Source organism: Saccharopolyspora sp. 6V (assembly GCF_020176785.1).
Lineage (GTDB): Bacteria > Actinomycetota > Actinomycetes > Mycobacteriales > Pseudonocardiaceae > Saccharopolyspora_C > Saccharopolyspora_C gregorii.
Genome location: NZ_JAIUKB010000072.1, coordinates 49,708 through 75,704, shown reverse-complemented (window position 1 = coordinate 75,704; position 25,997 = coordinate 49,708). Strand labels below are relative to the sequence as shown.

At 72.6% G+C, this 25,997-nt stretch carries 27 protein-coding genes and 1 riboswitch; of the genes, 14 read left to right on the top strand and 13 right to left on the bottom strand.

Annotated features, from left to right (window positions below):
* Positions 1 to 264: hypothetical protein (locus LCD35_RS15570; protein WP_225044384.1), on the top strand; the 264-nt coding region annotated here is incomplete at its 5' end.
* Here the strand turns inward: LCD35_RS15570 and LCD35_RS15565 are convergent.
* Positions 261 to 485, bottom strand: coding sequence for a hypothetical protein (locus LCD35_RS15565; RefSeq protein WP_225044383.1), 225 nt, complete (start codon positions 483 to 485; stop codon positions 261 to 263). The two genes, LCD35_RS15570 and LCD35_RS15565, sit on opposite strands and share 4 nt — an antisense overlap.
* Positions 486 to 609: 124 nt before the next feature.
* A complete protein-coding gene (locus LCD35_RS15560) occupies positions 610 to 834 on the bottom strand; it encodes a zinc finger protein (RefSeq protein ID WP_225044382.1) in 225 nt (74 codons plus the stop codon).
* 112 nt (positions 835 to 946) lie between these two features.
* Between LCD35_RS15560 and LCD35_RS15555 the strand changes: the two genes are divergently transcribed.
* Both LCD35_RS15555 and LCD35_RS15550 read left to right on the top strand, forming a co-directional pair.
* Positions 947 to 1,795, top strand: coding sequence for a helix-turn-helix transcriptional regulator (locus LCD35_RS15555; RefSeq protein WP_224959087.1), 849 nt, complete (start codon positions 947 to 949; stop codon positions 1,793 to 1,795).
* Positions 1,795 to 1,974 (top strand): DUF397 domain-containing protein, encoded by a 180-nt coding sequence (locus LCD35_RS15550; RefSeq protein ID WP_224959085.1) that lies wholly within the window; start codon positions 1,795 to 1,797, stop codon positions 1,972 to 1,974. Before LCD35_RS15555 ends, LCD35_RS15550 begins: the two co-directional genes overlap by 1 nt.
* An 8-nt stretch (positions 1,975 to 1,982) precedes the next feature.
* Here LCD35_RS15550 and LCD35_RS15545 read toward each other — a convergent pair whose 3' ends face one another.
* Both LCD35_RS15545 and LCD35_RS15540 read right to left on the bottom strand, forming a co-directional pair.
* Positions 1,983 to 4,961 (bottom strand): sacsin N-terminal ATP-binding-like domain-containing protein, encoded by a 2,979-nt coding sequence (locus tag LCD35_RS15545; protein ID WP_225044381.1) that lies wholly within the window; start codon positions 4,959 to 4,961, stop codon positions 1,983 to 1,985.
* Complete coding sequence (locus tag LCD35_RS15540) at positions 4,958 to 5,842, bottom strand: DUF3027 domain-containing protein (RefSeq protein ID WP_224959081.1); 885 nt, start codon at positions 5,840 to 5,842, stop codon at positions 4,958 to 4,960. Before LCD35_RS15540 ends, LCD35_RS15545 begins: the two co-directional genes overlap by 4 nt.
* Positions 5,843 to 6,070: 228 nt before the next feature.
* Here LCD35_RS15540 and LCD35_RS15535 point away from each other — a divergent pair, with 228 nt between their 5' ends.
* The 3 genes from LCD35_RS15535 to LCD35_RS15525 all read left to right on the top strand — a co-directional run bounded on the left by LCD35_RS15535 (position 6,071) and on the right by LCD35_RS15525 (position 9,421).
* On the top strand, positions 6,071 to 6,781 hold the full coding sequence (locus LCD35_RS15535; RefSeq protein ID WP_374108084.1) for a glutaminyl-peptide cyclotransferase: 711 nt from the start codon (positions 6,071 to 6,073) through the stop codon (positions 6,779 to 6,781).
* A 161-nt stretch (positions 6,782 to 6,942) separates the two neighbouring features.
* Complete coding sequence (locus LCD35_RS15530) at positions 6,943 to 8,931, top strand: MFS transporter (protein WP_225044379.1); 1,989 nt, start codon at positions 6,943 to 6,945, stop codon at positions 8,929 to 8,931.
* A gap of 10 nt (positions 8,932 to 8,941) precedes the next feature.
* Positions 8,942 to 9,421, top strand: a complete 480-nt coding sequence (locus LCD35_RS15525) for a DUF2771 family protein (protein ID WP_224966602.1) — start codon at positions 8,942 to 8,944, stop codon at positions 9,419 to 9,421.
* A gap of 260 nt (positions 9,422 to 9,681) precedes the next feature.
* Here the strand turns inward: LCD35_RS15525 and LCD35_RS30315 are convergent, their stop codons facing one another.
* Positions 9,682 to 10,074 carry a cold-shock protein gene (locus LCD35_RS30315; protein WP_224959076.1) on the bottom strand — a complete coding sequence of 131 codons (393 nt, stop codon included), beginning with the start codon at positions 10,072 to 10,074 and terminating at the stop codon, positions 9,682 to 9,684.
* 334 nt (positions 10,075 to 10,408) lie between these two features.
* On the opposite strand from LCD35_RS30315, the gene LCD35_RS15515 reads away from it, so the two are divergent.
* Positions 10,409 to 10,615 carry a hypothetical protein gene (locus LCD35_RS15515; protein WP_224959075.1) on the top strand — a complete coding sequence of 69 codons (207 nt, stop codon included), beginning with the start codon at positions 10,409 to 10,411 and terminating at the stop codon, positions 10,613 to 10,615.
* Position 10,616: 1 nt separating this feature from the next.
* Here LCD35_RS15515 and LCD35_RS15510 read toward each other — a convergent pair whose 3' ends face one another.
* Positions 10,617 to 11,168, bottom strand: coding sequence for an HAD family hydrolase (locus LCD35_RS15510; RefSeq protein ID WP_374108083.1), 552 nt, complete (start codon positions 11,166 to 11,168; stop codon positions 10,617 to 10,619).
* Between the two features lie 178 nt (positions 11,169 to 11,346).
* On the opposite strand from LCD35_RS15510, the gene LCD35_RS15505 reads away from it, so the two are divergent.
* Positions 11,347 to 12,309: a R2-like ligand-binding oxidase gene (locus tag LCD35_RS15505; RefSeq protein ID WP_224959073.1), complete on the top strand. Its 963-nt coding sequence runs from the start codon at positions 11,347 to 11,349 to the stop codon at positions 12,307 to 12,309.
* A gap of 290 nt (positions 12,310 to 12,599) precedes the next feature.
* Complete coding sequence (locus tag LCD35_RS15500) at positions 12,600 to 14,741, top strand: NACHT domain-containing NTPase (RefSeq protein WP_224966601.1); 2,142 nt, start codon at positions 12,600 to 12,602, stop codon at positions 14,739 to 14,741.
* Between the two features lie 3 nt (positions 14,742 to 14,744).
* Here the strand turns inward: LCD35_RS15500 and LCD35_RS15495 are convergent, their stop codons facing one another.
* Positions 14,745 to 16,424 carry an AMP-binding protein gene (locus LCD35_RS15495; RefSeq protein ID WP_225044378.1) on the bottom strand — a complete coding sequence of 560 codons (1,680 nt, stop codon included), beginning with the start codon at positions 16,422 to 16,424 and terminating at the stop codon, positions 14,745 to 14,747.
* A gap of 100 nt (positions 16,425 to 16,524) precedes the next feature.
* Here LCD35_RS15495 and LCD35_RS15490 point away from each other — a divergent pair, with 100 nt between their 5' ends.
* Together LCD35_RS15490 and LCD35_RS15485 are read left to right on the top strand one after the other, a co-directional pair.
* Complete coding sequence (locus LCD35_RS15490) at positions 16,525 to 17,301, top strand: PhzF family phenazine biosynthesis protein (protein WP_224959071.1); 777 nt, start codon at positions 16,525 to 16,527, stop codon at positions 17,299 to 17,301.
* Positions 17,302 to 17,364: 63 nt separating this feature from the next.
* Positions 17,365 to 17,760 carry a YccF domain-containing protein gene (locus LCD35_RS15485; RefSeq protein WP_224959070.1) on the top strand — a complete coding sequence of 132 codons (396 nt, stop codon included), beginning with the start codon at positions 17,365 to 17,367 and terminating at the stop codon, positions 17,758 to 17,760.
* Between the two features lie 69 nt (positions 17,761 to 17,829).
* On the opposite strand, the gene LCD35_RS15480 is transcribed toward LCD35_RS15485, so the two are convergent.
* The 5 genes from LCD35_RS15480 to LCD35_RS15460 are packed head-to-tail and all read right to left on the bottom strand — an operon-like array spanning position 17,830 to position 21,688.
* Positions 17,830 to 18,594, bottom strand: coding sequence for an HAD-IIA family hydrolase (locus tag LCD35_RS15480; RefSeq protein ID WP_224959092.1), 765 nt, complete (start codon positions 18,592 to 18,594; stop codon positions 17,830 to 17,832).
* Between the two features lie 26 nt (positions 18,595 to 18,620).
* Positions 18,621 to 19,715, bottom strand: a complete 1,095-nt coding sequence (locus LCD35_RS15475) for a sulfate/molybdate ABC transporter ATP-binding protein (protein WP_225044377.1) — start codon at positions 19,713 to 19,715, stop codon at positions 18,621 to 18,623.
* The gene (locus tag LCD35_RS15470; protein WP_224977765.1) at positions 19,712 to 20,482 is read right to left on the bottom strand and encodes an ABC transporter permease; all 771 of its coding nucleotides are present in this window, start codon (positions 20,480 to 20,482) and stop codon (positions 19,712 to 19,714) included. Before LCD35_RS15470 ends, LCD35_RS15475 begins: the two co-directional genes overlap by 4 nt.
* 41 nt (positions 20,483 to 20,523) lie before the next feature.
* Complete coding sequence (gene modA / locus LCD35_RS15465) at positions 20,524 to 21,288, bottom strand: molybdate ABC transporter substrate-binding protein (RefSeq protein WP_374108082.1); 765 nt, start codon at positions 21,286 to 21,288, stop codon at positions 20,524 to 20,526.
* Between the two features lies 1 nt (position 21,289).
* Positions 21,290 to 21,688 (bottom strand): molybdopterin-binding protein, encoded by a 399-nt coding sequence (locus LCD35_RS15460; protein WP_224959066.1) that lies wholly within the window; start codon positions 21,686 to 21,688, stop codon positions 21,290 to 21,292.
* A gap of 173 nt (positions 21,689 to 21,861) precedes the next feature.
* Here LCD35_RS15460 and moaA point away from each other — a divergent pair, with 173 nt between their 5' ends.
* The 3 genes from moaA to LCD35_RS15445 all read left to right on the top strand — a co-directional run bounded on the left by moaA (position 21,862) and on the right by LCD35_RS15445 (position 24,626).
* Positions 21,862 to 22,920, top strand: coding sequence for a GTP 3',8-cyclase MoaA (moaA, locus tag LCD35_RS15455; RefSeq protein ID WP_225044376.1), 1,059 nt, complete (start codon positions 21,862 to 21,864; stop codon positions 22,918 to 22,920).
* A 5-nt stretch (positions 22,921 to 22,925) separates the two neighbouring features.
* Positions 22,926 to 23,222, top strand: a complete 297-nt coding sequence (locus LCD35_RS15450; RefSeq protein WP_224959064.1) for a MoaD/ThiS family protein — start codon at positions 22,926 to 22,928, stop codon at positions 23,220 to 23,222.
* A gap of 593 nt (positions 23,223 to 23,815) precedes the next feature.
* Positions 23,816 to 23,982, top strand: a riboswitch (cyclic di-AMP (ydaO/yuaA leader).
* On the top strand, positions 23,982 to 24,626 hold the full coding sequence (locus LCD35_RS15445) for a transglycosylase family protein (RefSeq protein ID WP_224959063.1): 645 nt from the start codon (positions 23,982 to 23,984) through the stop codon (positions 24,624 to 24,626). (Overlaps the previous riboswitch by 1 nt.)
* Positions 24,627 to 24,970: 344 nt before the next feature.
* Here LCD35_RS15445 and LCD35_RS15440 read toward each other — a convergent pair whose 3' ends face one another.
* Positions 24,971 to 25,921 (bottom strand): molybdenum cofactor biosynthesis protein MoaE, encoded by a 951-nt coding sequence (locus LCD35_RS15440; protein WP_224959062.1) that lies wholly within the window; start codon positions 25,919 to 25,921, stop codon positions 24,971 to 24,973.
* Positions 25,922 to 25,997: the final 76 nt, after the last annotated feature.

Sequence of the window (25,997 nt, the reverse complement as noted above, 5' to 3'; positions counted from 1 at the left end):
CTCCAGCCCTTCGGCGGCCTCGTCGAGCCGGTCGGCGATGCCCTGGTCGATGGCACGCCCGCAGCGCCGCGCGGCGAGCGTAGCCGGGGTAGCGGCCAGCTCGGCGGGGGCGGCGGGTTCCCGTGCGGTGGGTGCGGCGGCGTCATGTCGAGTCCGAATCTCGCGGGGGTGATCGGTGATCAGCTCAGCACGACACCCGCGATCGCCGGGGCGGAAATGCCGGAAACCGCAGGTGCGCGGCAGAAATCGCCATCTCGCTATTAACAGTCGATCGTTCCGGTGAACGGGACGATGCGGTGATCACCAGCCCGAGCGGCGGTGGCGCAGACTGAGCAGGTCGGCCGCTCGTCGCACGGCACGACGTCGGCCGGGTCGGTGAGCACCCCGCAGCTCCCGGCGATCTCGCCGGCACCGGCGACCGGGACGAGGTGGTTCTGGTAGCCGAACGCCACCCAGCAGCGGGCGGGCATGTCGTGCGGGTCCATGCGGATCTCCTCGGGTGGAGGGTGACCGGGCGGGCGTCGGGGAGGTGTGGCCGCCGCCCGGCCACCCGTGCGGACCGGTGTGGGGTCGGGGGTCACCACGACCGGGCCGCGTTCGGGGGCGCGCTCAGCGCGCTCGGTCCGCCAGCTCGCGCCAGCAGTCCATGCAGGTCGGTTCGCGGATCCAGTCGATCTCGTCGGCGACCCGCTGCAACTCGTCGGTGCGCACCACGACGCCGCACAGCGCGCGGGTCAGCTCGCCCGGCTCGGAGCTGCGCGCGTCCAGGCCGAAGGCGTGCCGTCCACTGCTCACCGGCTGCCACCGCCCCACCTTCGCCCCATCGGCCAGCATGTTCGCTCCTCTCTAGCGTGTTTCCGGTTTAAGTATGTTGTTACCGGCTCCAACTTTGCTAGTCCCCCATCGTTGGATCATGCAGCCGACACGGATTGGCTAAGCTGTTTTCATGGCCGGTACCAGTGAACACACACCCAAGGCGCGCCTGCTCGGTGCCGAGCTTCGCGAGCTACGCAAGCAGGCGAACATCACGACCCGCGAGCTGGCACATCGGCTTGGTACCAGTCATGTCACCATCTCTCGCTACGAAACCGGCACCCGCACACCCCGACCGGAGGATGTTGCACGCATACTGGGAACACTAAGAGTTACCGGTACCAGATATGACGAGCTGATCGAGTTCGCTAGGAATGCCGGAGACAAGAACACGTTCGCTCGCAGCTCATCCGGTCCGCACAAGCATCTGGTCGAGCTAGCCGAGTTCGAACGCTCGGCCAGCTCGATCACCGATGTGGCGCCCACCGTGATCCCGGGCCTCCTCCAGACTGCCGACTACGCGCGCTCCATCATGCGCGGATTGCCCAACCCTGAAAGGGAAATCCGAGTCGGCCTACGGATGGCTCGGCGAGACGTACTAGCGGGAAGAGCAGCGAAACCGCTCACCGCGATCATCGCCGAGCACGCGCTGCGCCAGCCCCTCGGCGGTCGAGCGGTCATGGCAGAACAGCTCAGGTACATCTTGAGGATCAGCGAGCAGAGCAACATCACGGTTGCCGTCCTCCCCAACGGCTTGACTCACTGGACTCCCGCACACGAAGGCGCATTCGTCTTGTACGAGTTCGCGAAGGCGCCGCCGATCGTCCAGCTGGAGCACTACCGATCTCCAGCCTTCCTCTTCGAGGCAAAGGACGTCGCTGCCTACAAGCAAGCCGTAGTGGACATCCACACTTCGATCTTGTCTGTTGAGGCCTCAGCGGGTCTGATTGCAACGATAGCCACCGAGATGGAGGAAGCCTGATGCTGAGCGACGCGGCGAAATGGCGGAAATCCAGCCACAGCGGGCAATCCGGCAGTTGCGTGGAGGTCGGCCTCGCCTCGGATGCGGTCGGCGTCCGGGACACGAAGGACCGCGACGGCGGCACCTTGCTGTTCGACCGGCGCGCCTGGCGCAGCTTCCTCGACTCGCTGCGCCGCTGACCGAGACCTCAGCGCAGCAGGGTGACCGCTTCCGGGTCGGCGAGCAGCGCGGCCAGGGCGAAGCGGCTGTCCCAGGCACCGGCCGCCCAGGCGAGGGCGCGGGCCAGCCCGTCCGGTGTCCGCTCGGCGTGCACCGCACCGGTCGCGTCGACCCACCAGTGCACGCGCCGCTCCCCGTCGCGGGTGCTCACGCGCAGCCCGTCGTGCAGGGCGACCTCGCCGCCGGGCACCGCGATGCCGAGCAGTTCGCAGGAGCTCGGCACCCGGCCGACCTCGGCCCAGCGCTGCACGCGGCCGTCGGAGAGCACCCGCATGGTGCTCTCCTCGGAGGCCAGCGGGAGGTCCAGGAGTTCGGCGAGCGCTTCGGCGTCGAACTGGTCGGGGCCGCCGCCGGCGACGACGAGCGGGGCCTCCAGCACGCCGAGCATCCACGGCTCGTCCAGCACCACGGCCCGCTCCGCGCTGACCACGGCCCCGGACAGGGACCGCACCGATTCGGGCGGACCGGCGAAACCGGGGCTGACGACGCCGTCGACCACGGCGTCGGCGAGCACGCGGTGCGCCCGCAGCGCCGTGCCCGCGCGGATGCCGCGGTCCGGGTCGCCGAGCCGCGCCACCAGGTCGGCCGCGTCGTCCGGGTCGTCGACGCGCAGCTCGCCGCGCACCCCGGCCAGCCGCAGCCGCCGCGAGCTGAGGCCGAGGTCCGGCACCGGGTCGTAGATCCCCGCGATGTCCTCGGCCTCCGGCAACCGCCACGAACGGGGTTCGCGGCCGTCGAGGACGGCGAAGCGGGCCAGCCACCACGCGGGATGGCTGTGCGGGTCCCCGAGGACGTGCGCGATGTCCGGGGAGTCGGTGAGCAGCCGGATCGCCCGCGGCCACGCGTCGTCGGCGACGAGGTCCAGGTCCCGCACCGAGGTGAACCGCGCGGGCGGCCACGCCCCGCCCGCCAGGCGCTCCTGCTCGTGCCACCAGCGGACGCTGTCGGCGAACTGCTCGTCCGGGTCGATCGGGTCGTCCTCGACGTGCAGCGCGAACGAGTCCAGCACGCCCACGGACCGCAGCAGGTCCCGCGGCCAGCGCGCCGCGAACGCGCCGTCCAGCACGCCCAGCGAACCGTCCGGCCCGACCTCGTCCGGGTCGAGCACGGCCAGCAGCGCCGCGTCCGGCAGCAGCAGCTCGTCGGCGCGGCGGATCTCGCCGTCGCGGTCCGGCATGGCCAGCGCGGCCAGCCAGTCGTGCGGGCGCGAGTCGCGGACCAGGCCGAGCACCGATTCGGTCAGCGGCAGCACGTCCGCGCCCACCCGGGCTTCGGCCACGCTGCCGCGCACCGCCTCCGCCAGCGGCGGGGCGTCGAGCAGTTCCGCGGGTCCAGCGCGGTGCGCACCGAGCTGCTCCAGCAGCGGGTGCGCCGCGTCCGGGTGCGCGATGCGCAGCCCGCTGATGTCCAATGTGGACAGCACTGCGGCGGGGCCCGAATCGGCATCGCCGTCGGTGAGCAGCACGTCCCGCGCGCCGGTGACGGTGCGGCCGTCGGCCAGCGGCACCGGCAGCGCCGCGAACTCCTCGCGGGCGCGCAGATCGGTGCGCTGGATCGGGGCCAGCGCCTCGTAAAGCCGGTGCCACCAGGACGGCGGGCGCTCCAGCCCGCCGACCGCGGCCACCAGCTCGGCCGCGCCGAGCCGCCGCACCTCCAAGGTGCTCAGCGCGCGCCGCTGCCGGGCGTCCGAGAGTTCCGCGGCCAGCAGGCCCGGCACCACGTCCGCCAGCAGCGACACCAGTTCCGGCGAGTAGTGCTCCAGCACCGCGGCGCTGCTCGGAGCCACCGACCCACCGGCGCCACCGGGCAGCCACGCGCTGATCCGCAACCGGTCTAGCACGTCCTGCCGCAGCTTCCCGTCCACATCGGACAGCGGGAAGCCGGGCAGCGGCACCAGCGCGGTGCGGTGCTCCGGCGCGATCTTCGCGACCAGGTCCGGGTAGCTCTCCGCGGCGAACGTCAGCACCGAATCCACCGCGGGCGAGGCCGCGACCCGCCGCCGGTCCGCCTCCACCGGCAACCCGGCCAGCAGCCGGGCGGGCAGCGACAGCCGCTCCTCGGTGGGCGTCGGGGCGTGCAGCACGTCCTCGGCGAGCGGGATCGGCACGTCGTCGGGCCCCAGCGGCACCGCCCAGCACGCCCACCAGCTCGCGCCGCGCTTCGCCTCCGAACCCAGACCTTCCAGCGCCGACTCGCCCAGTTCACCGGACACCCGGTGCAGCAGCCAGCGGTCGCTGCGCTGCGGGCCGTGCACCACCGCGCGCGAGGAACCCTGGTCCTCGCGGCGCCACGAGCGGGAACCGACGTGGACCTCGCGCAGCGCGGGCAGCGCCAGCAGCAGATCAGGGGCGCGCTCGGCGAACTCCGCCAGCAGCGCATCACCGTCCACATCGGACCGGACGGGCAGCCGCACCTCGGTGCTGAAGCCCTCCGGCGGCCGCTCCTGCGACGGCCACGCGAGCCGCAGCACCGGCACACCGCCATCGCGGGATTCGAGCTCCTTCGCCGGGCCCGGCAGCGCCGCCGCCTCGGCCCGGGTGCGCTCCGCGGAGAACTCCACCGCGCCCGAGGTCGACACCACGCGCGGCGCGTCCGACACCGCCAGCACCGCGGCGAAACCCACGCCGAACCGGCCGACCGTCGCACCCTCGCGCTTCGCCGACGCCCGCAGCGAACCCAACGCGGCCACGCCGTCCGAGGTCAGCGGCGCGCCGGTGTTCGCCAGCCGCAGCTCACCGTCCTCGAACCGGACCCGCAGCACGCCGTCCGCGCCCGCCGCGTCCGCGGCGTTCTGCGCCAGCTCCACCAGCAGCCGGTCCCGGTAGCCGCCGAGGCGCAGGTCCTCCTCGGCGTTGGCGTCCTCGCGGAACCTCGTCGGCGAGGAGTCCCAGGACTCCAGCACGGCCCGCCGGAGCTCGGCCGTGCCGAACACGTCCTGCGCGGTCACCCGCGCGACTCGAAGTCCAGCGTGGTGTCGTCGTAGACGACCTCGGCGACCGGCACCGTCGACGACGTGTCCACCTCGGCCTCCGAGTGCGCGCCGCACCCGAACTCCACGTGCACCACGCGGCCGTCCGCCGGCGCAATCTCGTTGCCGCACACGCCGAACGCGGCCTGCATCGAACCCGCCAGCGGCAGGAAGAAACCGCAGGTGCCGCACGCGCCGGGCGCGAGCTTCGCGATGTCGCTGCCCGGGCCGAACTCGCCCTGGTGCCAGCGCTCCGCGGCCGCCAGCCTGCCCTCGTGGCTGAGCACCCGCTTGCGGCCCAGGCCGACCTCGTGCGCCAGCGACTCCACGCCCTGGTCCGCACCGGACAGGTAGCCCTCGGCCAGCCGCGGATCGCCCGGAGCGCTCGGCAGCAGATCACCGGCGCCGAGATCGCCCGGCCGCACCCGCTCGCTCCACGGCACCCAGGCCGGCGCCGTCAGCGCGTCCTGGCCCGGCAGCAGCACGACCTCGCTGACCGTGACCGGCTCACCCGGACCGGCGATCGCGACGGTCACCGCCCAGCGCCAGCCCACGTACCCCGGGTAGTTCGATTCGAAGTAGTGCGTCGCCGCGTCCGGCCCCTCGGCCTCCACGCCGACGTGCGCGCCGACGGGGGCCTCCGCCGCGTCGACCGTGAGCACCGGCGAACCGATCGGATCGGCCGCGGGGCCCGCTTCGCCCTCGGCGGCGGCGCGGGCCGTCTCCACGGCCGCGGCCAGCGTCGGGTCGAGCCGGGCCGGTTCGGGCTGGGCCGGTTCCGGCTGGGTCCCCGTGGACTCGCCGCTCGGCTCCCCGGGAACTCCGAGCGGAGCGTCCGGGTCGGTGGTCGGAGCAGGCATAGGCGTCACGTGCTCGATTGTGCCGTACGCGTTCGATGCGGTCGCCGCCCGTGTCAGGCTTTCGGGGTGCGAACCGGAGATCTTCCCAGGCGAACTGCGCTGGGCAACCGTCTGTCCGCAGGTGTGATCATCACGAGCCTGCTGTCCGGACTGGCGTTGGGCGCGTGCTCGGCGCACGTACCAGCTCAGCACGAAGGCCAAGAGGATCGCGAGCACACCGATCAGAGCATTGGGCACGCGGGCAGCGTGCCACACCTTCGAGCGATGGTGACCCGCGTGCTCCCGCACGACCGCTCCTCGTTCACCCAGGGCTTCGAACTGTCCGGCGGAACCCTCTACGAAGGCACCGGGCGGTACGGGCGCTCGCTGCTGCGGGCGCTGGACCCGGACACCGGCCGCGTGCTCGGGGAGGAACGTCTCCCCGCCGACCTCTTCGGCGAAGGCATCACCGTCGCCGGAGACCGTATCTGGCAGCTCACCTGGCAGGAAGGGGTTGCGCTGGAACGTGATCGGACGAGCCTGCGGGAACTGCGCCGGGTGGACTACGACGGCGAGGGCTGGGGGCTCTGCCACGACGGTTCCCGGCTGGTCATGAGCGACGGCAGCGCGCGGCTCACCTTCCGCGACCCGGCGACGTTCGCGGCCACCGGCTCCGTCCAGGTCACCTTGGAGGGCAGGCCGGTACCGGAGCTCAACGAGCTCGAATGCGCCGGCGGGCAGGTGTGGGCGAACGTGTGGGGCAGCGACCAGATCGTGCGCATCGACCCGGCGACCGGCGTGGTCGGCGCGGTCGTCGACGCGTCCGGGCTGCTGCCCGCCGGGGAGAAGGCGGGGGCGGACGTGCTGAACGGGATCGCCGCGGTGCCCGGGACCGACGAATTCCTGCTCACCGGGAAGCTGTGGCCGCACGCGTACCGGGTGCGGTTCGAGCCCCGCTGACCGGTTGCCGCGACCGAGCTGTGGAGAACTCACGCGTGATCTCGCAAATTTCCACAGGTTGTCCACAGGTAGCTCTCGGCTGTGGACAACTCCGCCGCACGCCGGGTTGAGCAGCGGAGCAGCGGACGCGATCGACCCCGCGGCTGGGGCAGGATGAAGTCATGGGGCCCCGACGCGACCAACGCACCGACGAGGAACCGACCGGCCGCCCCCGCGGGGGAGCCGGGCGGCGCGGCAGGCGCGGGCGGATCCCGCAGGGCTTCGGCGGACGGCGGGACGACCGGGAGCAGCGGGACGACCGGGAACGCGACGGCGGTCGGGAACGCGACGGCGGTCAGGAACGCGACGGCGGTCAGGAACGCGTCCGCGCAGCCGATGCCGCGCAGGCGGGACGCGAGCACGCGAGCACCGCGGGAGGCGACTCGGCGGGACGCGAACCGGCGGGACGCGAACCGGCGGGACCCGCGCCTGGCCGAGGCGAACCGTCGGGCACCGCGCAGGCCGGACGCGAGCAGGCGGGCCCCGGGGCCCGGGGATCCGAGCACCCCGCCGCCACCGCACCACCGCGCACCGCCGGAACGCACCGCGGTTCCGGCCCGGACGGCGAACGCGAACCCCACCCCGCGCCCGACGACGCACGCGAGCACCGCGGGCGCACCGGCCCGGACGGCGGCCGATCACCCGGCGAGGCTCCCGAGAACTCCGCGGGCGGCCGCTGGGACGCCACCGCTCCCCCGCGCAAGCTCACCGTCACCCGGGTCGCGGCCTGGCGCGGCCGCCAGCTGACCCGCGCCGCGATGCGGCTGTTCTTCTCCGCCGCGCACGCCGACGGCGCCGCCGAATCCGGGCTCGCCCGCTTCAGCTACGCGGTGATGCTCAACTACGCGGTGGACGCGGCGATGGCCGTGGCGCTCGCGAACACGCTGTTCTTCTCCGCTGCCACCGGCGAGAGCCGGGACAAGGTGGCGCTGTACCTGCTGATCACCGTCGCCCCGTTCGCGGTGATCGCGCCGGTGATCGGCCCCGCGCTGGACCGGCTGCGGCAGGGCAGGCGCACCGCGCTCGCGGTGTCCTTCGGCGTCCGCGTGCTGCTGGCGGCGGTGATGGCGGTGAACTTCGACGGCTGGCTGCTGTACCCGGCGGCGCTGGGCTGCATGGTGCTGTCCAAGTCGTTCGGCGTGCTCAAGGCCGCGATGACCCCGCGGGTGCTGCCCGCGGCGATCGACCTGACCACGGCCAACTCGCGGCTGACCACGTTCGGCCTGGCCGCCGGGGGCGTGTTCGGAGCGGTGGCGTCCGGGTTCGCGTGGTTGCTGGGATCGCCGGGGGCGCTGTGGTTCATGGCGGCGCTCGCGGCGGCCGGGGTGTGGCTGTGCCTGCGGATCACGCGGCGGGTGGAGAGCTCGGCGGGCGAGGCGCGGGCCGTGGCCGGGAAGCGGCGGCGGGCGCCGCTGGGCCCGCACGTGGTCGTCGCGCTGTGGGGCAACGCGGGCATCCGGGTGCTGACCGGGTTCCTGACGCTGTTCGCCGCCTTCGTGATCAAGGAGAGCACCCGGCAGGACCCGGCGATGCAGGTCGTGCTGCTCGGCGCGGTCGGCGGGGCGGCCGGGCTCGGCAGCTTCCTCGGGAACGCGGCGGGCGCCCGGATGCGGTTCGGCGCCCCGGACCGGCTGATCGTGAGCTGCCTGGGCAGCGCACTGGCGATCGCGGTGTGCGCGGCGGTGCTGGCCGGGGTGCCCGCGGCGGTCGCGGTCGGGCTCGTGGCGGCGACCGCGAGCGCGCTGGCGAAGGTGTGCCTGGACGCGGTGGTGCAGCGGGACGTGGCCGAGGAGTCGCGGGCCTCCGCGTTCGGCCGCTCCGAGACGGTGCTGCAGCTGAGCTGGGTGTTCGGCGGCGCGCTGGGGGTGCTGCTGCCGCCGGTGTGGTGGATCGGCTTCACCACGACGGCCGCGCTGCTGGCCCTGGTGCTGGTGCAGACCGTCCTCGTCGGGCGCGGCGGCGGGCTGGTCCGGCTCCCGCGCCGGGGCCGCCGGGCCGAACCGGGCACCGAGGGCGTTCCGGCCGGAGCGCGGACCAGGCGGACCGCCCCGGACCGCGAGCCCGTCCGGCGACACCGGGCCGTGGACTTGGCGGACGACACCGGGCCGTAGGCTCGCGGTCGTGCATCGTGGACTGAAGTCGCTGCTGCTCGCGGCTCCGCTGGGCGTCGTCGCCCTGGCCGGGTGCTCGGCACCCTCCGCCCCGCAGGTCACGTTCTACTCGCACGGCGAGGCGATCGAGGTCGCCCCCGCGCGGTTCTGCGACGCGACCGGGGAGAACTGCGCGCCGCCCGCCGAGGACCCGGTGGGCAAGCTGCGGGTGCCGGAGAAGTCGCCGCTGCAGATCTCGGTGCCCGGCGAGGTGTCCGCCACGCCGTGGCAGGTGTCCTACATCTACCGGGGCGTCGACGGCCAAGAGGTCGAGGGGCGCACCGGCGTGATCCGGCCGGACGAGCGCCACTCCTACACCCTGCGCATCCCCCCGGACGGCACCCGCCTGGAGCACGTCGAGGTGCAGCAGTACTCCGGTCTCCTCGTGCTCGGCGAGGACGGCGGCGTGGACTTCCCCATCGCCGCCACCTGGGTCATCGACCCGACCTGACGGTTTCTGCCTGTCGAACTCCTGCTGCGTGGTGGCTCGGGTGGCGGAACCTCAGCGGTTCCCCCGCTGCGGGATCTTTTTCGCAGGTGGCTCCGCCACATGGGAAAAAGCTGTCCTCGCGAGGGAACCGCTGAGGACCCGCGGGTGGTCCTGCTGCTCTGGTGGTCGCCGCTCATCGGCTTCGCCGCTGACAGGAAAACGACCTGGCAGGTTCGAAGACGGGCGGTGCGGTTGGCGTTCGCTCTCGTTCGGCGCCGGGGTCAGGCGCCGGGGTCGAGTTCGCGGGCGACCGCGCGGACGACCTCGCCGATCCGCTTGGACACCTTGCGGTCCGGGTACTTGCCGCGGCGCAGGTCGGGCTGCACCTTCAGCTCCAGCAGCTTGATCATGTCGTCGACCATGCCGTGCAGTTCGTCCGCGGGGCGGCGGCGCGCTTCGACGACGGAGGGCGGCGGGTCCAGCAGCTGGATCCGCAGGGCCTGCGGGCCGCGGCGGCCCTGGGCCATGTCGAAGTCGACGCGCTGGCCGGTCTTGAGCGAGTCGACGTCGGACGGCAGCGCGGAGGAGCGCACGTACACGTCCTCCCCACCGTCCTGGGTCACGAAGCCGAAGCCCTTGTCCGCGTCGTACCACTTGACCCTGCCGGTCGGCACTGTCCTCACCGTTCCCTGTCGATGCCCGGCCCGCACTCCTCCACGTGGCCCAGGTCGGGCGGTCCGGGAGCGAGCGGGTCCTCCTTGTCGTCATCGTGCGTCGTGCCGGGGCGCGACGCACCGGCCCTGGCACAACAAAAACGCCCCGGAACGCCACGCTGTCAGAGCGTTCCCAGGACGCGTCCGTTCCAGAGTACCCGCCCGGAGCGCAACATCGTCGCCCCTTGCGCGGAGCGGCCGACGAGGCCTCGCTGACCTGCGAAGTCTTCGACCGAGCCGGAGGTTCCGGCCACACCCGGGCCGGACCTGCCGCCGCGGCGCCTACCCTGCTCGCATGAGCGCCGCTTCCCCTCGTTCCGTCGTGCTCCCCCTCGCGGTGGGCCTGTTCGCCGCGGGCGTGCTCGCGGTGCTCGCGGTGTTCGGGTCGTACGCCGCGGGCCTGGAGGACCTGCCGCTGTGGCTGAACCTGGCGACGCTGCTGGCCCCGGCCGGGTTGGTCGTCGGTGTGGTGGGCGCGGTGCTGCGCACCCGCCGCGGTTGAGTCAGCCCGCGCGGCCGGCGAGCCAGGCGGGGAACTCGGCGAGGTCGCCGAGCGCGACGTCGGCCCCGGCTTCCAGGAGTTCTTCGGCCCGGTAGGGGCCGGTGGCGACGCCGACGGCGAGCGCGCCGGCCGTCTTGGCGCCGACCACGTCGCCGAGGTGGTCCCCGACGTAGATGGCGGCGCCTTCGGCGAGCAGCACGTCGCCCTTGGCGGCGGCGAACACGTCGCCGGCGAGCCGGTCGACCTCCCAGCCGAGGGCGTCGAGGTGCAGCCGCGCGTTGCGCTCGAACTTCCCGGTGACGACGAGCGCCCGGCCGCCGAGCTCGCGCACCGCGGCGAGCGATTCGGCCGCGCCGGGCATGGCCTTCGTGCCGGGCACGACGAGTTCGGGGTAGAGCTCCCGGAACCGGTGCACGAGACTCGCCACGAGCGGTTCGTCGAACCCGTAGGTGCGCAGCACGTCGGGCAGCGGCGGGCCGAGGTTGGCGGCGAAGTGCTCGCCGTCGAGGGGCACGCCGAACTCCGCGCGCAGCCGCTCGAACACGTCGACCATGCCGGGCCGGGGGTCGATGAGCGTGAGGTCCAGGTCGAAGCCGACGGTCGCGGGGTTCACGACCTGGAGGCTAACCGCCGCACGCGGGCGAGTGACCGCCCTTGACGCGGAACTTTCTAGTATCGAAAATCGGCGGTGTAACGCGAATCACACTACCCGGGCGAGCTGGAGCAGGCCGATGACGACCACCACGGACAGCAGCAAGCACCGCGACGACTTCCACTCCCTGCGCCCCGGCGGCCTCAACTGGGACTCGCTGCCGCTGCGGCTGTTCACCAAGGGCAACGCGAAGTTCTGGAACCCCGCCGACATCGACTTCGAGCAGGACGCCCGCGACATGGCCGGGCTCACCGGCGAAGAACGGCGCAGCGTGGCGGGGCTGTGCGCCGAGTTCATCGCCGGCGAGGAAGCCGTCACCCAGGACCTGCGCCCGTTCCTGTCCGCCACGGCCGCCGAAGGCCGCTTCGGCGACGAGATGTACCTGACCCAGTTCATGTACGAAGAGGCCAAGCACACCCAGGCGTTCCGGCTGTGGATGGACGCCGTCGGCCTCACCGAGAACCTCAACGAGTTCGTCGAGGACAACCCCGGCTACCGCACGATCTTCTACGACGTGCTGCCCACCGTGCTGCACGCGCTGGACACCGATCCGGGGCCGCGCAACCAGATCCGGGCGTCGGTGACCTACAACCACGTCGTGGAGGGCTCGCTCGCGCTCACCGGCTACTACGCGTGGAACAAGATCTGCCGCAGCCGCGGGCTGTTCCCCGGCATGCAGCGGATCATCGGCCACATCGGCGACGACGAGCGCAGGCACATGGCGTGGGGCACCTTCACCTGCCGCAGGCACGTGGCCGCCGACGAGGCGAACTGGGGCCACGTCGAGGAGATGATGCAGGAGCTGCTGCCGCACGCCATGCAGCTCATCCAGTGGCAGCCCGCCGACGCGCCCGAGGTGCGACCGTTCGAATTGGACACCGACGAGCTGCTGAGCTACGCGAACGACCGCGCCGGACGCCGCCTCGGCGCGATCTCCTCGGCCCGCGGCACCCCGCTGGAGCAGATCGACGTCGACGCCTCCCCCGAACGCCTGGAAGACCAGTTCGGCGAGGAGGACGCAGCAGAACTCGCCAAGGCTTGACGGCGCCCACTCACCCGAACGCCCCCGGAACCCCTGCGATCTCACTACGAGTTGCAGGGCCCCGCCTTGTTCACAGACCGCAAAACCTTTGTTGCGCTGCGGGTACGTCGACTCGGCGGCGAGTCGGTCCGTTCGATTCCCCGTGAGTTTCGCGAGTACTCCACAGCTGAACGGGGTGTGGATGTGGGGCGGCCGTTGCGGAGGTGGTCGGCCGCCGGGAGTGCTGGACGACCGCTCGTGGATGGTTCGATCCGGCCCCGGGGCTGCGATCTTCGCGGCACACTGGCGAGGTGACAGAGCACGACCGGGCTCGCAACACCAATCGCGGCACCGTCGGCGGTGACCTCGTGCAGGTCGGTGGTGACGTGCACGGTGATCTCGTCGTGCACCCGGAACCGCCCGCCCCCACCGGGTCGCCGGAAGCGTCGGCGCGGGAGCTCGCCCGCAGGGTGGCCGCGCTCAGCCGCCAGGAGGGTGAGCGGTGGGGCCTGGGTGATCCGGAGGCGCTGCCGGTGCGCTGGCATCCGGCGGCGGACGAACTGGTCGACCACTGGGACAACATCCAGCACGACGAAGCTCGGCCGCCGTCGTTGACCGGGTCCTTCGCCGATATTCGGCGGACCTACCGGGATATCGACTCGCAACGCCTGGTGATCCTGGGCCGGGCCGGTGCGGGCAAGACCGCGCTGGTCCACCGGCTCGTCCTCGACCTGATCGCGGAACGCGGTCGCACGAGTCGCGTCCCGGTGCTGTTCGGCCTCGGCGACTGGAATCCCACCACCACCGCCTTGCGGTCCCGGCTCGCCGACCTGCTCGAACGTGACCACCCTTTTCTGGTGGGCGGGAAAGCCGCCGCCCTCGTCGCTGACGAGTGGGTGTTGCCCGTGCTCGACGGCTTCGACGAGATCCCCGAGCGCTACCGGCGCGGAGCCGTCCGCGAGATCAGCAGGCTCGTGTCGCCCGTCGTCGTGACCAGCAGGCGGGACGAGTACGCCGACGCGGTACGCCAGGACTGGGTGCGCGGGGCCGCTGTGATCGAGCTCGACGACCTCCGCCCGAACGAAGTCGCCCGGCACCTGCGCCGCAGCAGCGGACAGGCCCGCGCCGCCGAATGGGCGGCCGTGTTCGAGCACGTGCGGACCGAACCGGACGCGGCCGAAAGCCGGAACCTGGCCGCCGCCCTGACCACCCCGTTGCTGGTGACGTTGGCCCGACTCGATCACGACGACGCCGACCGCGACCCGGCCGAACTGCTCGACGCCGATCGCTTCCGGTCCCCGGAGCAGCTCGAAGAACACCTGCTGAGCGTCTACCTGAACACCCGGTACGACCCGGTCCGCCGCCCCGGGCCGTGGCGCCCGGACCAGGCCCATCGCTGGCTCGGCCGGCTCGCCACCGATCTGGTCCGGCGCGGCTCCCACGACCTCGCCTGGTGGCGAATGCCCGCGGCGCTGCACCGCCGCACCCGCGTGCTGGTCACCGCCGTCGCCTTCGCGCTCTGCTTCGGGGCGCCGGGACTGCTACTCGGGCTCTGGGGCCAGTTCACGGCGACGTGGTTCGGGGTCGGGCTTCTCACCGGCCTCAGCGCGGAGCTGCGGACCTGGTACTCGGGCGAGCACGAACCGGAACGGGTTCGGCTGCACCTGCGGCGGCCGGGCTCCAAGCGGCGACCGCAGGGCCTCGGGCTGGTGCGGTGGTTCGCTTTCGTCTTCGTGATCGCGCTGCTGTTCGGGGGTGCGGTGGCGTTCGCGGGCGGCTTCACGAACGGGCTCGTGGCCGCAACCGCGTTCGCAGTCGCGTTCGGGCTGGCGGGCACGATGCGGATGATCTTCGACGATCGGGCGCGACGAACGACCCCGCTGCGGACGCATCCGATGCTCGGCGTGCTGGTCGTCGTGCTGGTGGCGGTACTGGAGTCGGTGCTCGCGGCGGGCGTGGTGGCGGCGGCTGTGGCGGCGTTCGCTCCCGGAATCGCCGCGGATTCGGTCGTGGCGCTGGCCGGAACGCTCGCGGGCGCGCTCGCGAACGGGTCGGTGTCCGCGCTCGGCGAGGACCAGGCGGACGACGCGACGGACCCGTGGCACTTGCTGCGCGCCGACCGCGCGGTCGCCCTCGGGCGCGCGGCAGTGCTCGTGCTCGCGACCGGGCTCACGGCCGTGGTCGCGGGCTGGGTGACCGGTGAACTCGGCTACGGGCTGGTCTTCGGAGCCATCGCCGGGAGCATGCTCGCGGCGACGCGGGTGGCGCTGTCGTCGTGGGGCGGCTGGCTGCTGTTCGCGCGCCTGTGGCTACCGCTGACGGGGCGGCTGCCGTGGCGGCCGACGCGGTTCCTCGACGACGCCTACGCCCGCGGCGTGCTGCGCCGAGCGGGCGCGGTCCACCAGTTCCGCCACGCCCGCCTGCGCGACCACCTCGCCGATACCGCCCGGTGACGTTCAGTCGCCCAGGTCGAGGAGTTCCTTGGCCTGGCGGCGCATCTCGACCTTGCGGATCTTGCCGGTGACCGTCATCGGGAAGTCGTCCACGACGTGCACGTAGCGGGGGATCTTGTAGTGCGCGAGCTTCCCGGTACAGAACTCGCGCAGCGCCTCCGCCGAGAGCTCGGCGGCGCCGGCGCGCAGCCGCACCCACACCATCAGCTCCTCGCCGTAGCGCGCGTCCGGGACCCCGATGACCTGCGCGTCCACGATGTCCGGGTGGGTGTACAGGAACTCCTCGATCTCCCGGGGGTACACGTTCTCGCCGCCGCGGATCACCATGTCCTTGATCCGGCCGGTGATGCTCACGTACCCGGACTCGTCCATCACGGCGAGGTCGCCGGTGTGCATCCAGCGGGCGCGGTCGATGACCTCGGCGGTCTTCTCCGGCTGGTCCCAGTAGCCGAGCATCACCGAGTAGCCGCGGGTGCACAGCTCCCCCGCCTCGCCGCGCGGCATGGTCAGCCCGGTCGCCGGGTCGACGACCTTCACCTCCAGGTGCGGCCCGACGCGGCCCACCGTGGACACCCGGCGCTCCAGCGAATCGTCCGCGCGGGTCTGGGTGGAGACGGGACTGGTCTCGGTCATGCCGTAGCAGATGGCGACCTCGGTCATGCCCATCCGGTCGATGACCTGCTTCATCACCTCCGCCGGGCACGGGGATCCGGCCATGATGCCGGTGCGCAGCGAGCCCAGGTCGAAGCTCTCGAAGTCCGGGTGGTCCAGCTCGGCGATGAACATCGTCGGCACCCCGTACAGCGAGGTGCAGCGCTCCGCGGACAGCGCGGCCAGCGCGGTCCCCGGGTCGAAGCCCTCGGACGGGATGACCATGGCCGCGCCGTGGCTGGTGCAGGCCAGGTTGCCCATCACCATCCCGAAGCAGTGGTAGAACGGCGGCACGATCGCGACCCGGTCCACCTCGGAGTAGCCGCACAGCTCACCGACGAAGAACCCGTTGTTGAGGATGTTGTGGTGCGACAGCGTCGCGCCCTTCGGGAAACCGGTGGTGCCCGAGGTGTACTGGATGTTGATCGGGTCGTCGGCGCCGAGCCGCGCCTGCGCCGCCGCGAGCCGCGCCGGATCGCCCGCCCGGCCGCGCGCCACCAGCTCGTCCCAGCTCGGGTCGTCGAACAGCACGACCTGCTCCAGACCGGGACAGCTCGGCCGCACCTGCTCGATCATCGCGGTGTAGTCGGAGGTCTTGAACCGCTGCGCCGAGATCAGCATCCGCACCCCGGCCTGGCCGAGCACGAACTCCAGCTCGTGCAGCCGGTACGACGGGTTGATGTTGACCAGGATCGCGCCGATCTTCGCGGTGGCGTACTGGGTGAGCGTCCACTCGGCGCGGTTCGGCGACCACACGCCCACCCGGTCGCCCTTGTCGATGCCCGCGTCCAGCAGGCCCAGGGCGAGCGCGTCCACGTCGGCCACGAACTCCCGGTAGGTCCAGCGGCGGCCGCCGGCGTGCTCGACCAGCGCGTCCGAGTCCGGGACGCGGGCGGCGGTCCGGTCCAGGTCGCCGCCGATGGTGTCGCCGAGCAGCGGCACCTCGGAGATCCCGGAGTCGTAGCTGGGTTCTGGTGTTCCGGCGGTGTCCACAGTGCCCTCCCCGACGCTGTCGTGACGCAGAACACTCATGATTGCGCCCGCGTCGGGCAAAAGTCGAGGGGTCGGGCCCAGCCCTTCGGAACCCGGCCGTTCCGCTGGTGATCGATTCCCACGGCCGTACTCTCCGGGGGTGCGCACCTACGTCGTGGACTCCTTCACCGAGCACCCGTTCAGCGGCAACCCGGCCGGGGTGGTGCTGCTCGACGCGCCCGCCGCCGAACCCTGGATGCAGTCGGTCGCCGCCGAGATGCGGCACGCCGAGACCGCGTTCGTCGTGCTCGACGGCACCGAACCGAAACCGCTGCGCTGGTTCACCCCCACCACCGAGGTCGACCTGTGCGGGCACGCCACCCTCGCCGCCGCGCACGCCCTCGGCGGCGACCAGCGGTTCGCCACCCGCAGCGGCGAGCTGATCTGCACGGACTCCGGTGCCGGCTGGATCGGCATGGACTTCCCGGCGAGCGCCGCCGACCCGGTGGAGCCGCCGAGCGACCTGGCGGCGGCGCTGCCCGGCGCCACCGTCGAGGACGTGCGCGCGGCCCCGGGGCGGCTGCTCGTCCGGGTCGGCGCGGCCGCCGAGGTGCGCGGGCTCGAACCGGACCTGGCGCGCATCGCCACCTGGCCCTACCGGGGCGTCGTCGTCACCGCGGCGGGCGACCGGGACGGGGTGGACTTCGTGAGCCGGTTCTTCGCGCCCGCGTCCGGTATCCCGGAGGACCCGGTGACCGGATCGGCGCACTGCCAGCTCGCCCCCTACTGGGCCGCCGAGCTGGGACGCTCCGGGGTGGAGCTGGTCGGCGAACAGGCCTCGCCGCGCGGCGGGTTCGTCCGCGCCACCCCGCTGGGCGACCGGGTGGCGCTGCGCGGGCGGGCCGTCACGGTCCTCGACGGGGAACTGCGGGTCTGACCCGGGGAGAACTCAGGGTCACCACCTGGCCACTCGTCCGAGCGCACATGACACGCTGAGGGCATGCAATTGCTGCTGAACGTGATCTGGTTGATCTTCGGTGGGCTGTGGCTGGCCCTGGGCTACGCCGTGGCCGGCATCGTCCTGGGCATCACGATCATCGGGATCCCGTTCGCCATCGCCTCGTTCCGGATGGCCAACTTCGCGCTGTGGCCGTTCGGGCGGCGGCTCGTCGACGAACCCGGCGCCGGCGCGTTCTCCACGATCGGGAACGTGCTGTGGCTGCTGCTGGCCGGCTGGTGGCTGGCCATCGGGCACATCGTCACCGGCATCGCGCAGTGCATCACCATCATCGGGATCCCGCTGGGCATCGCGAACTTCAAGCTGCTGCCGGTGTCGCTGTTCCCGATGGGCAAGCGGATCGTCGACTCCGACGACCGGCTGCCCACCCGGGGCTGACCAGGTACCGAGGTGAGTGGGCCGGTCGTTCCGCCGGAGCGGGCGGACGGTCCACTCACCCGGAACTCCTCAGACCCCGAACGGGTTCGCGGTGTGCCCGACCAGGTCGGCCACCGAGTTGATCACCTTGGTGGGGCGGTACGGGAACAGCTCCGCGGTGTTCTCGTCCGAGATCCCGGTCAGCACCAGGATCGTCTGCATGCCCGACTCCAGCCCGGAGCGCACGTCGGTGTCCATCCGGTCACCGATCATCAGCGTGTTCTCCGAGTGCGAACCCAGCGCCCGCAGCGCCGACCGCATCATCAGCGGGTTCGGCTTGCCCACGTAGTACGGCGCCCGCCCCGTCACCCGCTCGATCAGCGCCGCCACCGCGCCGGTCGCGGGCAACGTGCCCTCCCGGCTCGGCCCCTTCTCGTCGGGGTTGGTGGCGATGAACCGGGCACCGTTCTCCACCAGGCGGATCGCCTTCGTGATCGCCTCGAAGCTGTAGGTGCGGGTCTCGCCCAGGATCACGTAGTCCGGATCCCGGTCGGTGAGCACGTAGCCGATGTTGTGCAGCGCCGTGGTCAGGCCGGACTCGCCGACGACGTGCGCGCTGCCTCCCGGGCGCTGCTTCTCCAGGAACTGGGCCGTGGCCAGCGCGGAGGTCCAGATCGCCGACTCCGGGATGTCCAGGCCGGTGCGGTGCAGCCGCGCGCGCAGGTCGCGCGGGGTGAAGATCGAGTTGTTCGTGAACACCATGAACGGCAAGCCCTGCTCGCGGAGCTCGGCCAGGAACCGATCGGCTCCGGGCACCATGTGCTCCTCGTGCACCAGCACGCCGTCCATGTCCATCAAGTACGTCCAGGGCGCTTCCTCAGTCACACCCCAGATGATCCATCGGATACCGGGTGCATGGCTACTTCGGTCGCCTTAACCACGAAGAACACCAGGTCGCCGACGCCCAACCGCAGGTCGGCGACCGCCGCGGGCGTCACGTCGGCGGACAGCACCACCGGGTCCGGCGTCCGCGTCGCGGCCCGCAACCGCACCACGTCACCACGCGGTTCCAGCGCGTCGATCCGCACCGGCACCGCGTTGCGCGGGCTGCCGTCCGGCCGTTCCCGGTGCACCGCGACCGCCGACGGCGAGAACACCGCCGCCGCCGGCTCGCCCCGCGCCACCTCCACCGACCGCCCCGCGATCGCGGTGCCGCCGAAGTCCAGCCCGCCGTCGGTGGCGACGCCGGTCAGCAGGTTCAGCCCGGCGATGCGCGCGGTGAACGCGGCTTGCGGACGGGTCAGCACCTCCCGCGTCGGGCCCTCCTCGATGATCTCCCCGTCCACCAGCACCGCCACCCGGTCCGCCAGGACCACCGCGTCCAGCACGTCATGCGTGACCAGCACCGTCGGCTGCCGCTGCTCCCGCAGCACCCGGTGCAGCAGGCCGCGCACCGCCGGGGCCGAGTCGACGTCCAGCGCCGCCAGCGGCTCGTCCAGCAGCAGCAACCGCGGCGCGGCCGCCAGCGCGCGGGCCAGCGCGATCCGCTGCGCCTGACCACCGGACACCTGCGCCGGGCGCCGGGCGGCGTACTCGGCCGCGTCCACCTCGGACAACCACCGGCGGGCGGTCTCCCGCGCCTCGGCCTTGGGCGTCCCGGCCGAGCGCGGGCCGAACGCGACGTTCTCCAGCACCGACATCCGCGGGAACAGCAGCGCGTTCTGCGCCAGCAGGCCCACCCCGCGCCGGTGCGTGGGCACGTGCGCGCCGGTCGCCGCGTCGCACCAGACGTGCTCGTCCAGCGCCACCCGGCCGCGCTCCGGCACCAGCAGGCCGGACAGCACCGACAGCAGCGTCGACTTCCCGGCGCCGTTCGGGCCGAGCACCGCCAGCACCTCGCCCGGGGCCACCGACAGCTCCACGTCCAGCGCGAACTCGGGCCGCGCGAACGCGACCTCGGCGTGCAGACCGGTCACGTCCGTCCCTCCACCGCTCTCGTGCCCGCCACTCCGATCACCAGCAGCGCCAGCACCACCAGCAACAACGACATGGCCACCGCGGCGTCCACGTCGGACTGCGCGGTGGTGTAGATGGCCAGCGGCAGGGTGCGGGTGGTGCCCTGCAGGCTGCCCGCGAACGTGATCGTCGCGCCGAACTCGCCCAGCGCCCGCGCGAACGTGAGCACCACGCTCGATCCCAGCGCGGGCAGCAGCATCGGCACCGTCACCCGCCGGAACGTCGTCCACGGGCCCGCGCCCAGCGTCGCCGCCACCTGCTCGTAGCGGGCGTCCGCCGAGCGCAGCGCGCCCTCCAGGCCCACCACCAGGAACGGCATCGCCACGAACGTCTGCGCCAGCACCACCGCCGCCGTCGTGTACGGCAGCCGCAGCCCGGCGTCGTCGAGCAGCCCGCCCAGCGGACCGGTGCGCCCCAGCAGGTACAGCAGCGCCAGCCCGCCGACCACCGGCGGCAACACCAGCGGCAGCAGCACCACCGCGCGCAGCACCCGCAAGCCGCGCAACCGCGCCCGCGCCAGCACCACCGCCAGCGGGCCGCCGAACACCAGCGACAGCACCGTCGCCACCAGCGAGGTGCGCACCGACAGCTCCAGCGCGTCCAGCGCGGCCTCGCTGGTCAGCAGCTCGGGCAGCCGGGCCGGGTCCACCCTGGTGAGCAGCCCCAGCACCGGCAGCACGATCAGCGCCAGCGCCAGCGCGGCGGGAACCCACAGCACCCCCGGCACGGCCACCGGGCGCGCTCCTCCGCCGCGCGCGCGACGCGGGCTCACTCCGAGCCGAAGCCGTGCTCGGTGAGCACCTGCTCGCCCACCGGGCCGCGCACGTAGTCCAGGAACCTCTGGGCCAGCTCCGGTTCCGGAGCGTCCTTGAGCGCGACGATCGGGTAGTCGTTCACCGCCTGGTCCGCCTCCGGGAAGTCCACCGCCTGCACCTGGTCGGCGGCGGAGCGCGCGTCCGTCACGTACACCAGACCGGCGTCCGCCTCACCGGCCGCGACCTTGCGCAGCACCGACTTGACGTCGTTCTCCTCGCTGGCCGGCTCGACGTCCAGGCCCGCGGCCCGCTCGACGGTCGCCGAGGCCGAACCGCAGGGCACCTGCGGCGCGCACTGCACGACGAGCCGGCCGGGCGCGGTCAGGTCGGCCAGCGAACCGATGTGGTCCGGGTTGCCCTTCGGGACCGCGATGGTCAGCTTGTTGGTGGCGAACACCTGCGGCTCGCCGCCGGTGACGCCCGCCTTCGTCGCCTTGTCCATGTTCTTGGTGTCCGCGGAGGCGAACACGTCGGCCCGGCGGCCCTGGGTGAGCTGCTCGACCAGCGTGGACGACCCCGCGTAGTCCACCTGCACCTCCACCCCCGGGTTCTCCGCCTCGAACCGCTCGGCGAGCTGGTCGAACGATTCGGTCAGCGAGGCCGCGGCGAGCACCGTGACGGTGCGCTCGCCCTGCGCCTGCTCGCCGCCGCCGGTCGAACACCCGGCCGCTAACAGCGCCAGCCCGGCCAGGGCTGCGACAACTCTGGGTCCCACCACGTCAGCCTCCCGGCGTCTCCACCACGACGTTGGTCGATTTGACCACCGCCACCGCCAGCACTCCCGGCTCCAGGCCCAGTTCCCGCACGGCCTCGGTGCTCATCAGCGACACCACCCGGTGCGGGCCGCACTGCAGCTCCACCTGCGACATCACCCGGTCCGAGACGACCTCGGTGACGAGCCCGACGAGCCGGTTGCGGGCCGAACGACCCACCCCCGACGGGTCCGGCACGGCCCGCGCCTGGTCGCGGGCGAACCCGGCCAGGACGGCACCGTCCACCACGAGGCGGCCGGAGCCGTCCCGCTCGGTGGTCAGCTGCCCGCCGTCGGCCCAGCGGCGCACGGTGTCGTCGCTGACGCCGAGCAGTCCGGCGGCTTCGGAAATCCGGTAGTGCGGCACAGTCGTGCAGATTACTGCCGCGACTGCGGGTAGGACAGCGCCCCATCGGCCGCACTCGCGGCGTCCGGACCGTCCACTGCGGATCTCCGCAGGTGGAGAAAGCCCCGCACCGCTGCGAGAAAGCCGCTCCCGTCGATCGAAATACCCCCTCGGACGGGGTTAGGGTCGATGGTGTGACCGCAGTGGACCTGGGCATCCCGGCCGTGCGCCCCACGACCGACACCTCGACGCGTCCGGACACCCCGGCACTGGTCGACCGGTTCGGCCGCGTGGCCACCGACCTCCGCGTATCCCTGATCGACAAGTGCAACCTGCGCTGCACCTACTGCATGCCCGCCGAGGGGCTGCCGTGGCTGAAGAAGCAGGAGATGCTCGACACCGGCGAGATGAACCGGCTGATCCGGATCGCCGTGGAGACCCTCGGGGTCACCAACGTGCGGTTCACCGGCGGCGAACCGCTGCTGCGCCAGGACCTGGTGGACGTCGTCGCCGCCACCAGCGCGCTGCCGTCGCACCCGAAGACCTCGTTGACCACCAACGGCATCAACCTGCACCGCTACGCGGACGCGCTGGTCGAGGCCGGGCTGGACCGGGTCAACGTCTCGCTGGACACGCTGCGCGCCGAGACCTTCCACCGGCTGACCCGCCGGGACCGGTTCCACGACGTGCTCGACGGGCTCGCCGCGGCCAAGGCGACCGGGCTGGAACCGGTGAAGGTGAACGCGGTGCTGCTGCGCGGCGTGAACGACGACGAGGCCGGTGACCTGCTGCGCTTCTGCCTGGAGCACGGCTACCAGCTGCGGTTCATCGAGCAGATGCCGCTGGACCCGCAGCACGGTTGGGACCGCGAGCAGATGATCACCGCGGACGAGATCCTGGAGCGGCTGGGCGCCGAGTACGACCTCGCCCCGCACGTGGCCGAGCGCGGTTCGGCGCCCGCGGAGCGCTGGCTGGTGGACGGCGGGCCCGGCACGGTCGGCGTGATCGGCTCGGTGACGCGACCGTTCTGCGCCGACTGCGACCGGACCCGGCTCACCGCCGACGGACAGCTGCGGTCCTGCCTGTTCTCCACCACCGAGACCGACCTGCGCGGCCCGCTGCGCGAGGGCGCGGGGGACGACGAACTGGCTCGGCTGTGGCAGGGGACGATGTGGGCCAAGAAGGCCGGGCACGGGATGGACGACGACGGGTTCGCGCAGCCGTCCCGGCCGATGAGCGCGATCGGAGGCTGACCGCCGTGACTGTGCAGTTCGAAGGTGCACCCGCCACGACGGCCGTGCGGGTGCGGTACTTCGCCGGCGCCAGGGCGGCGGCGGGCGTGGCCGAGGAGGTCCTGAGCATCGCGCCGGCCGCGCCGGGGCCGGTGCGGGCGTCGGACGTGGTCGACGCGGTGCTCGCGGCGCACGACGAGCGGCTGGCCGCCGTGGTGCCCGCCTGCAGCTTCCTGCTCAACGGGGTCGCGCTGCGGGACCGGTCGATCGAGGTCGGCGCCGGTGACGAGCTGGACGTGCTGCCGCCGTTCGCGGGTGGCTGAACGCCTGCGGCGATCGAGTTCTCTCCTCATTACTCCGCCCGCGCAGGCGCGCGTGCGCGAATACAACATTCCTCGGCGTGTCTGACACACTCCCCCGGGTGACTTCTCGGTGTGCGATCGAGTGGCTCCGCACCGCCTCCCCGGGGGCGCCGCCGGGACGGTCTCCTGATCTTCGAACGGCTCCTGGACGATCTCGAGCCGTCTCCTCGGATCCCTCACCCGAGAGAGGCCCGACCTCACCGAGAGTCACGCCCCTTGATCGCGCAGTGATCGCGAAAAGGCCCGATTCCACGCGTGCACCGGACTCGATTCAGACCGACCGAGGGATGACATCCCGGCGACGACGAGGTTTCGAGGCCGCCAAAGAGGTGAGCCACGCCTCACTGACGGTGATCGATCTCAGCCCGGAAACGACTTGATAACGACGTCCTGATCAGCGAAAACGATCGAGATCGGACACCCCTGAGCCATCGTTACTGTGACTAGCGTCACATATGCTCAGATTTCCGCTTCGGCGATCGGTTACGTAGTGTCGCTCTCCGGTCGGCCCCGAACCGATCAGCAAGGACCACGGAAGCCCGCAGCGCCGAACCCTGTCCGGCGGGCTTCCCACCCCCGAACGAACACACCGGACAGGGGCGGGGGAACCACCACTGGGCGTCCCGAACGCCCTAGGGGTGAAGCCGGCTCCCGAGCCGGCCGGGCTGCCTCTCAGCTCGAACCCGACAGCTCACCTCGCAAGCGCGGCAGGAGAGGGAAATGACTCGCTACGAAGGCAAGCACCGGAAACCTTCCACCGCCGGCATCGCCCGCAACGCCGCCCGGCTCGCCATCGCAGGTGCCGTGGTCGCCGCCCCGATCGCGGTCGCGGCCCCCGCGAACGCCGCGGACTGGGACCAGCTCGCGCAGTGCGAGAGCAGCGGCAACTGGAGCGCGAACACCGGCAACGGGTTCTCCGGCGGCCTCCAGTTCACCCCGTCGACCTGGGCGGCCTACGGCGGCACGCAGTACGCGTCGAACGCCAAGGACGCCAGCCGCGAGGAGCAGATCGCGGTCGCCGAGAAGGTCCTCGCCTCGCAGGGCCCCGGCGCCTGGCCGGGCTGCACCTCGAAGACCAGCTGGACCAGCGGCAGCACCAGCGGTGGCTCCAGCTCGTCCTCCGAGAAGAGCTCGTCCTCCGAGAAGAGCTCCTCCTCGAAGAAGAGCTCGAAGAGCACCACCAGCACCAAGAAGAAGTCGACCGTGAAGTCCAACGGTGCCGACTACACGGTGCAGGCCGGTGACACCCTGGGCAAGATCGCCAGCCAGTACGGCGTCGACTACCAGGACATCTTCGAGCGCAACAGCGGCGTGCTCAGCGACCCGAACCTGATCTTCCCGGGTCAGCAGCTCGACATCAAGTGATCGACCGGCCAGGTCGTCGACCTGGCTCGGAGTCGGCCGCCCGGCCCGTTCCCCCGTGCGGGCCGGCGCGACTCCCCCTCGGGCCCCTGCCGCCTCCCCCAGCGGCAGGGGCCCGTTCTTCTTCCCGGTCCCGTCGACCGCCCGAGGCCGCCGCGAGATCCGATCGTCACCTGGCCGAGACCTGAACGCGTCCGCGGCGGGCTGAGAAGGCCGTCAGCGAGATCAGCGGGCGCCCCCGCGCCTTCCCCGAGATCCCGGTCGTCCACCGTCGCAGAGACGATCTCAGGGCATTGTCGTCCGCCGGCCGCCACCGCACCGGCCCACCGCCGGGCCGGACGAGCGGATCAGGGGCAGTTGACCCATTCCTCGGTGGCGTCGGTGAAGACCTGGCGCTTCCAGATCGGCAGCCTGCGCTTCACCTCGTCCACCAGCTCCGCGCACACCGCGAACGCCTCCTTGCGGTGCTCGGCCGCGACCGCGCAGGCCAGGGCCACGTCGCCGATGCCCAGGTGCCCGATCCGGTGCGCCACGGCCAGGCCGCGCACGCCCTGGTAGCGGGCGGCGAGCTCGGCCGCGACCTCGCGGATCACCTCGTCCGCGCTGGGATGCCCGACGTATTCGAGCTCGGTGACGCCGCGGCCGCCGTCGTGGTCACGGACCACGCCGCCGAAGGTGACGACCGCGCCCGCGGCCCGGTCCTGCACCAGCCGCTCCAGTTCGGCGACCTCCAGCGGCCGGTCGACGACCTCGGCGCGCAGCACCTCGGCCGGGCCGGGGTGCGCCGGCTCCGCGTGGGCGTGCGGGACCCCGCCGCCCGGCGCGTGGTCCCCGCCGCCGAGCTGGTCCAGCGCGTGGTCCAGCACGCCGTCGAGCACGCCCAGCCCGTCGGCCACCCCGCCGCGGGAACCGGGCAGGTTCACGATCAACGTCCGCCCGGCGACCCCGGCGAGTCCGCGGGAGAGCACCGCGGTCGGCACCTCGGGCAGCCCGGCGGCGCGGATCGCGTCGGCCAGGCCCGGCACCGGATGGTCGAGGACTTCAGCGGTGACCTCGGGCGTGCGGTCCGTCGGGTTGATCCCGGTGCCGCCGGTGGTGATCACGACGGCGACCTCGGCGGACACGGCCTCCCGCAGCGCGTCGCCCACCGGCTCGCCGTCCGGGACGACCAGCGGCTCGGCGACCTGGAACCCGCGTTCGCGCAGCCACTCGACGATGACCGGGCCGGTGCGGTCGGCGTACACGCCTGCCGCGGCACGGTTCGACGCGGCCACGACACGAGCGGTGCGGGCTGGCATGGGCGGAACTCCTCGCGTGCTGAGCGGCCGCGGACGGATCGCGAACCGGTCGAGTTCGGGGGCGCGACGGCGGATC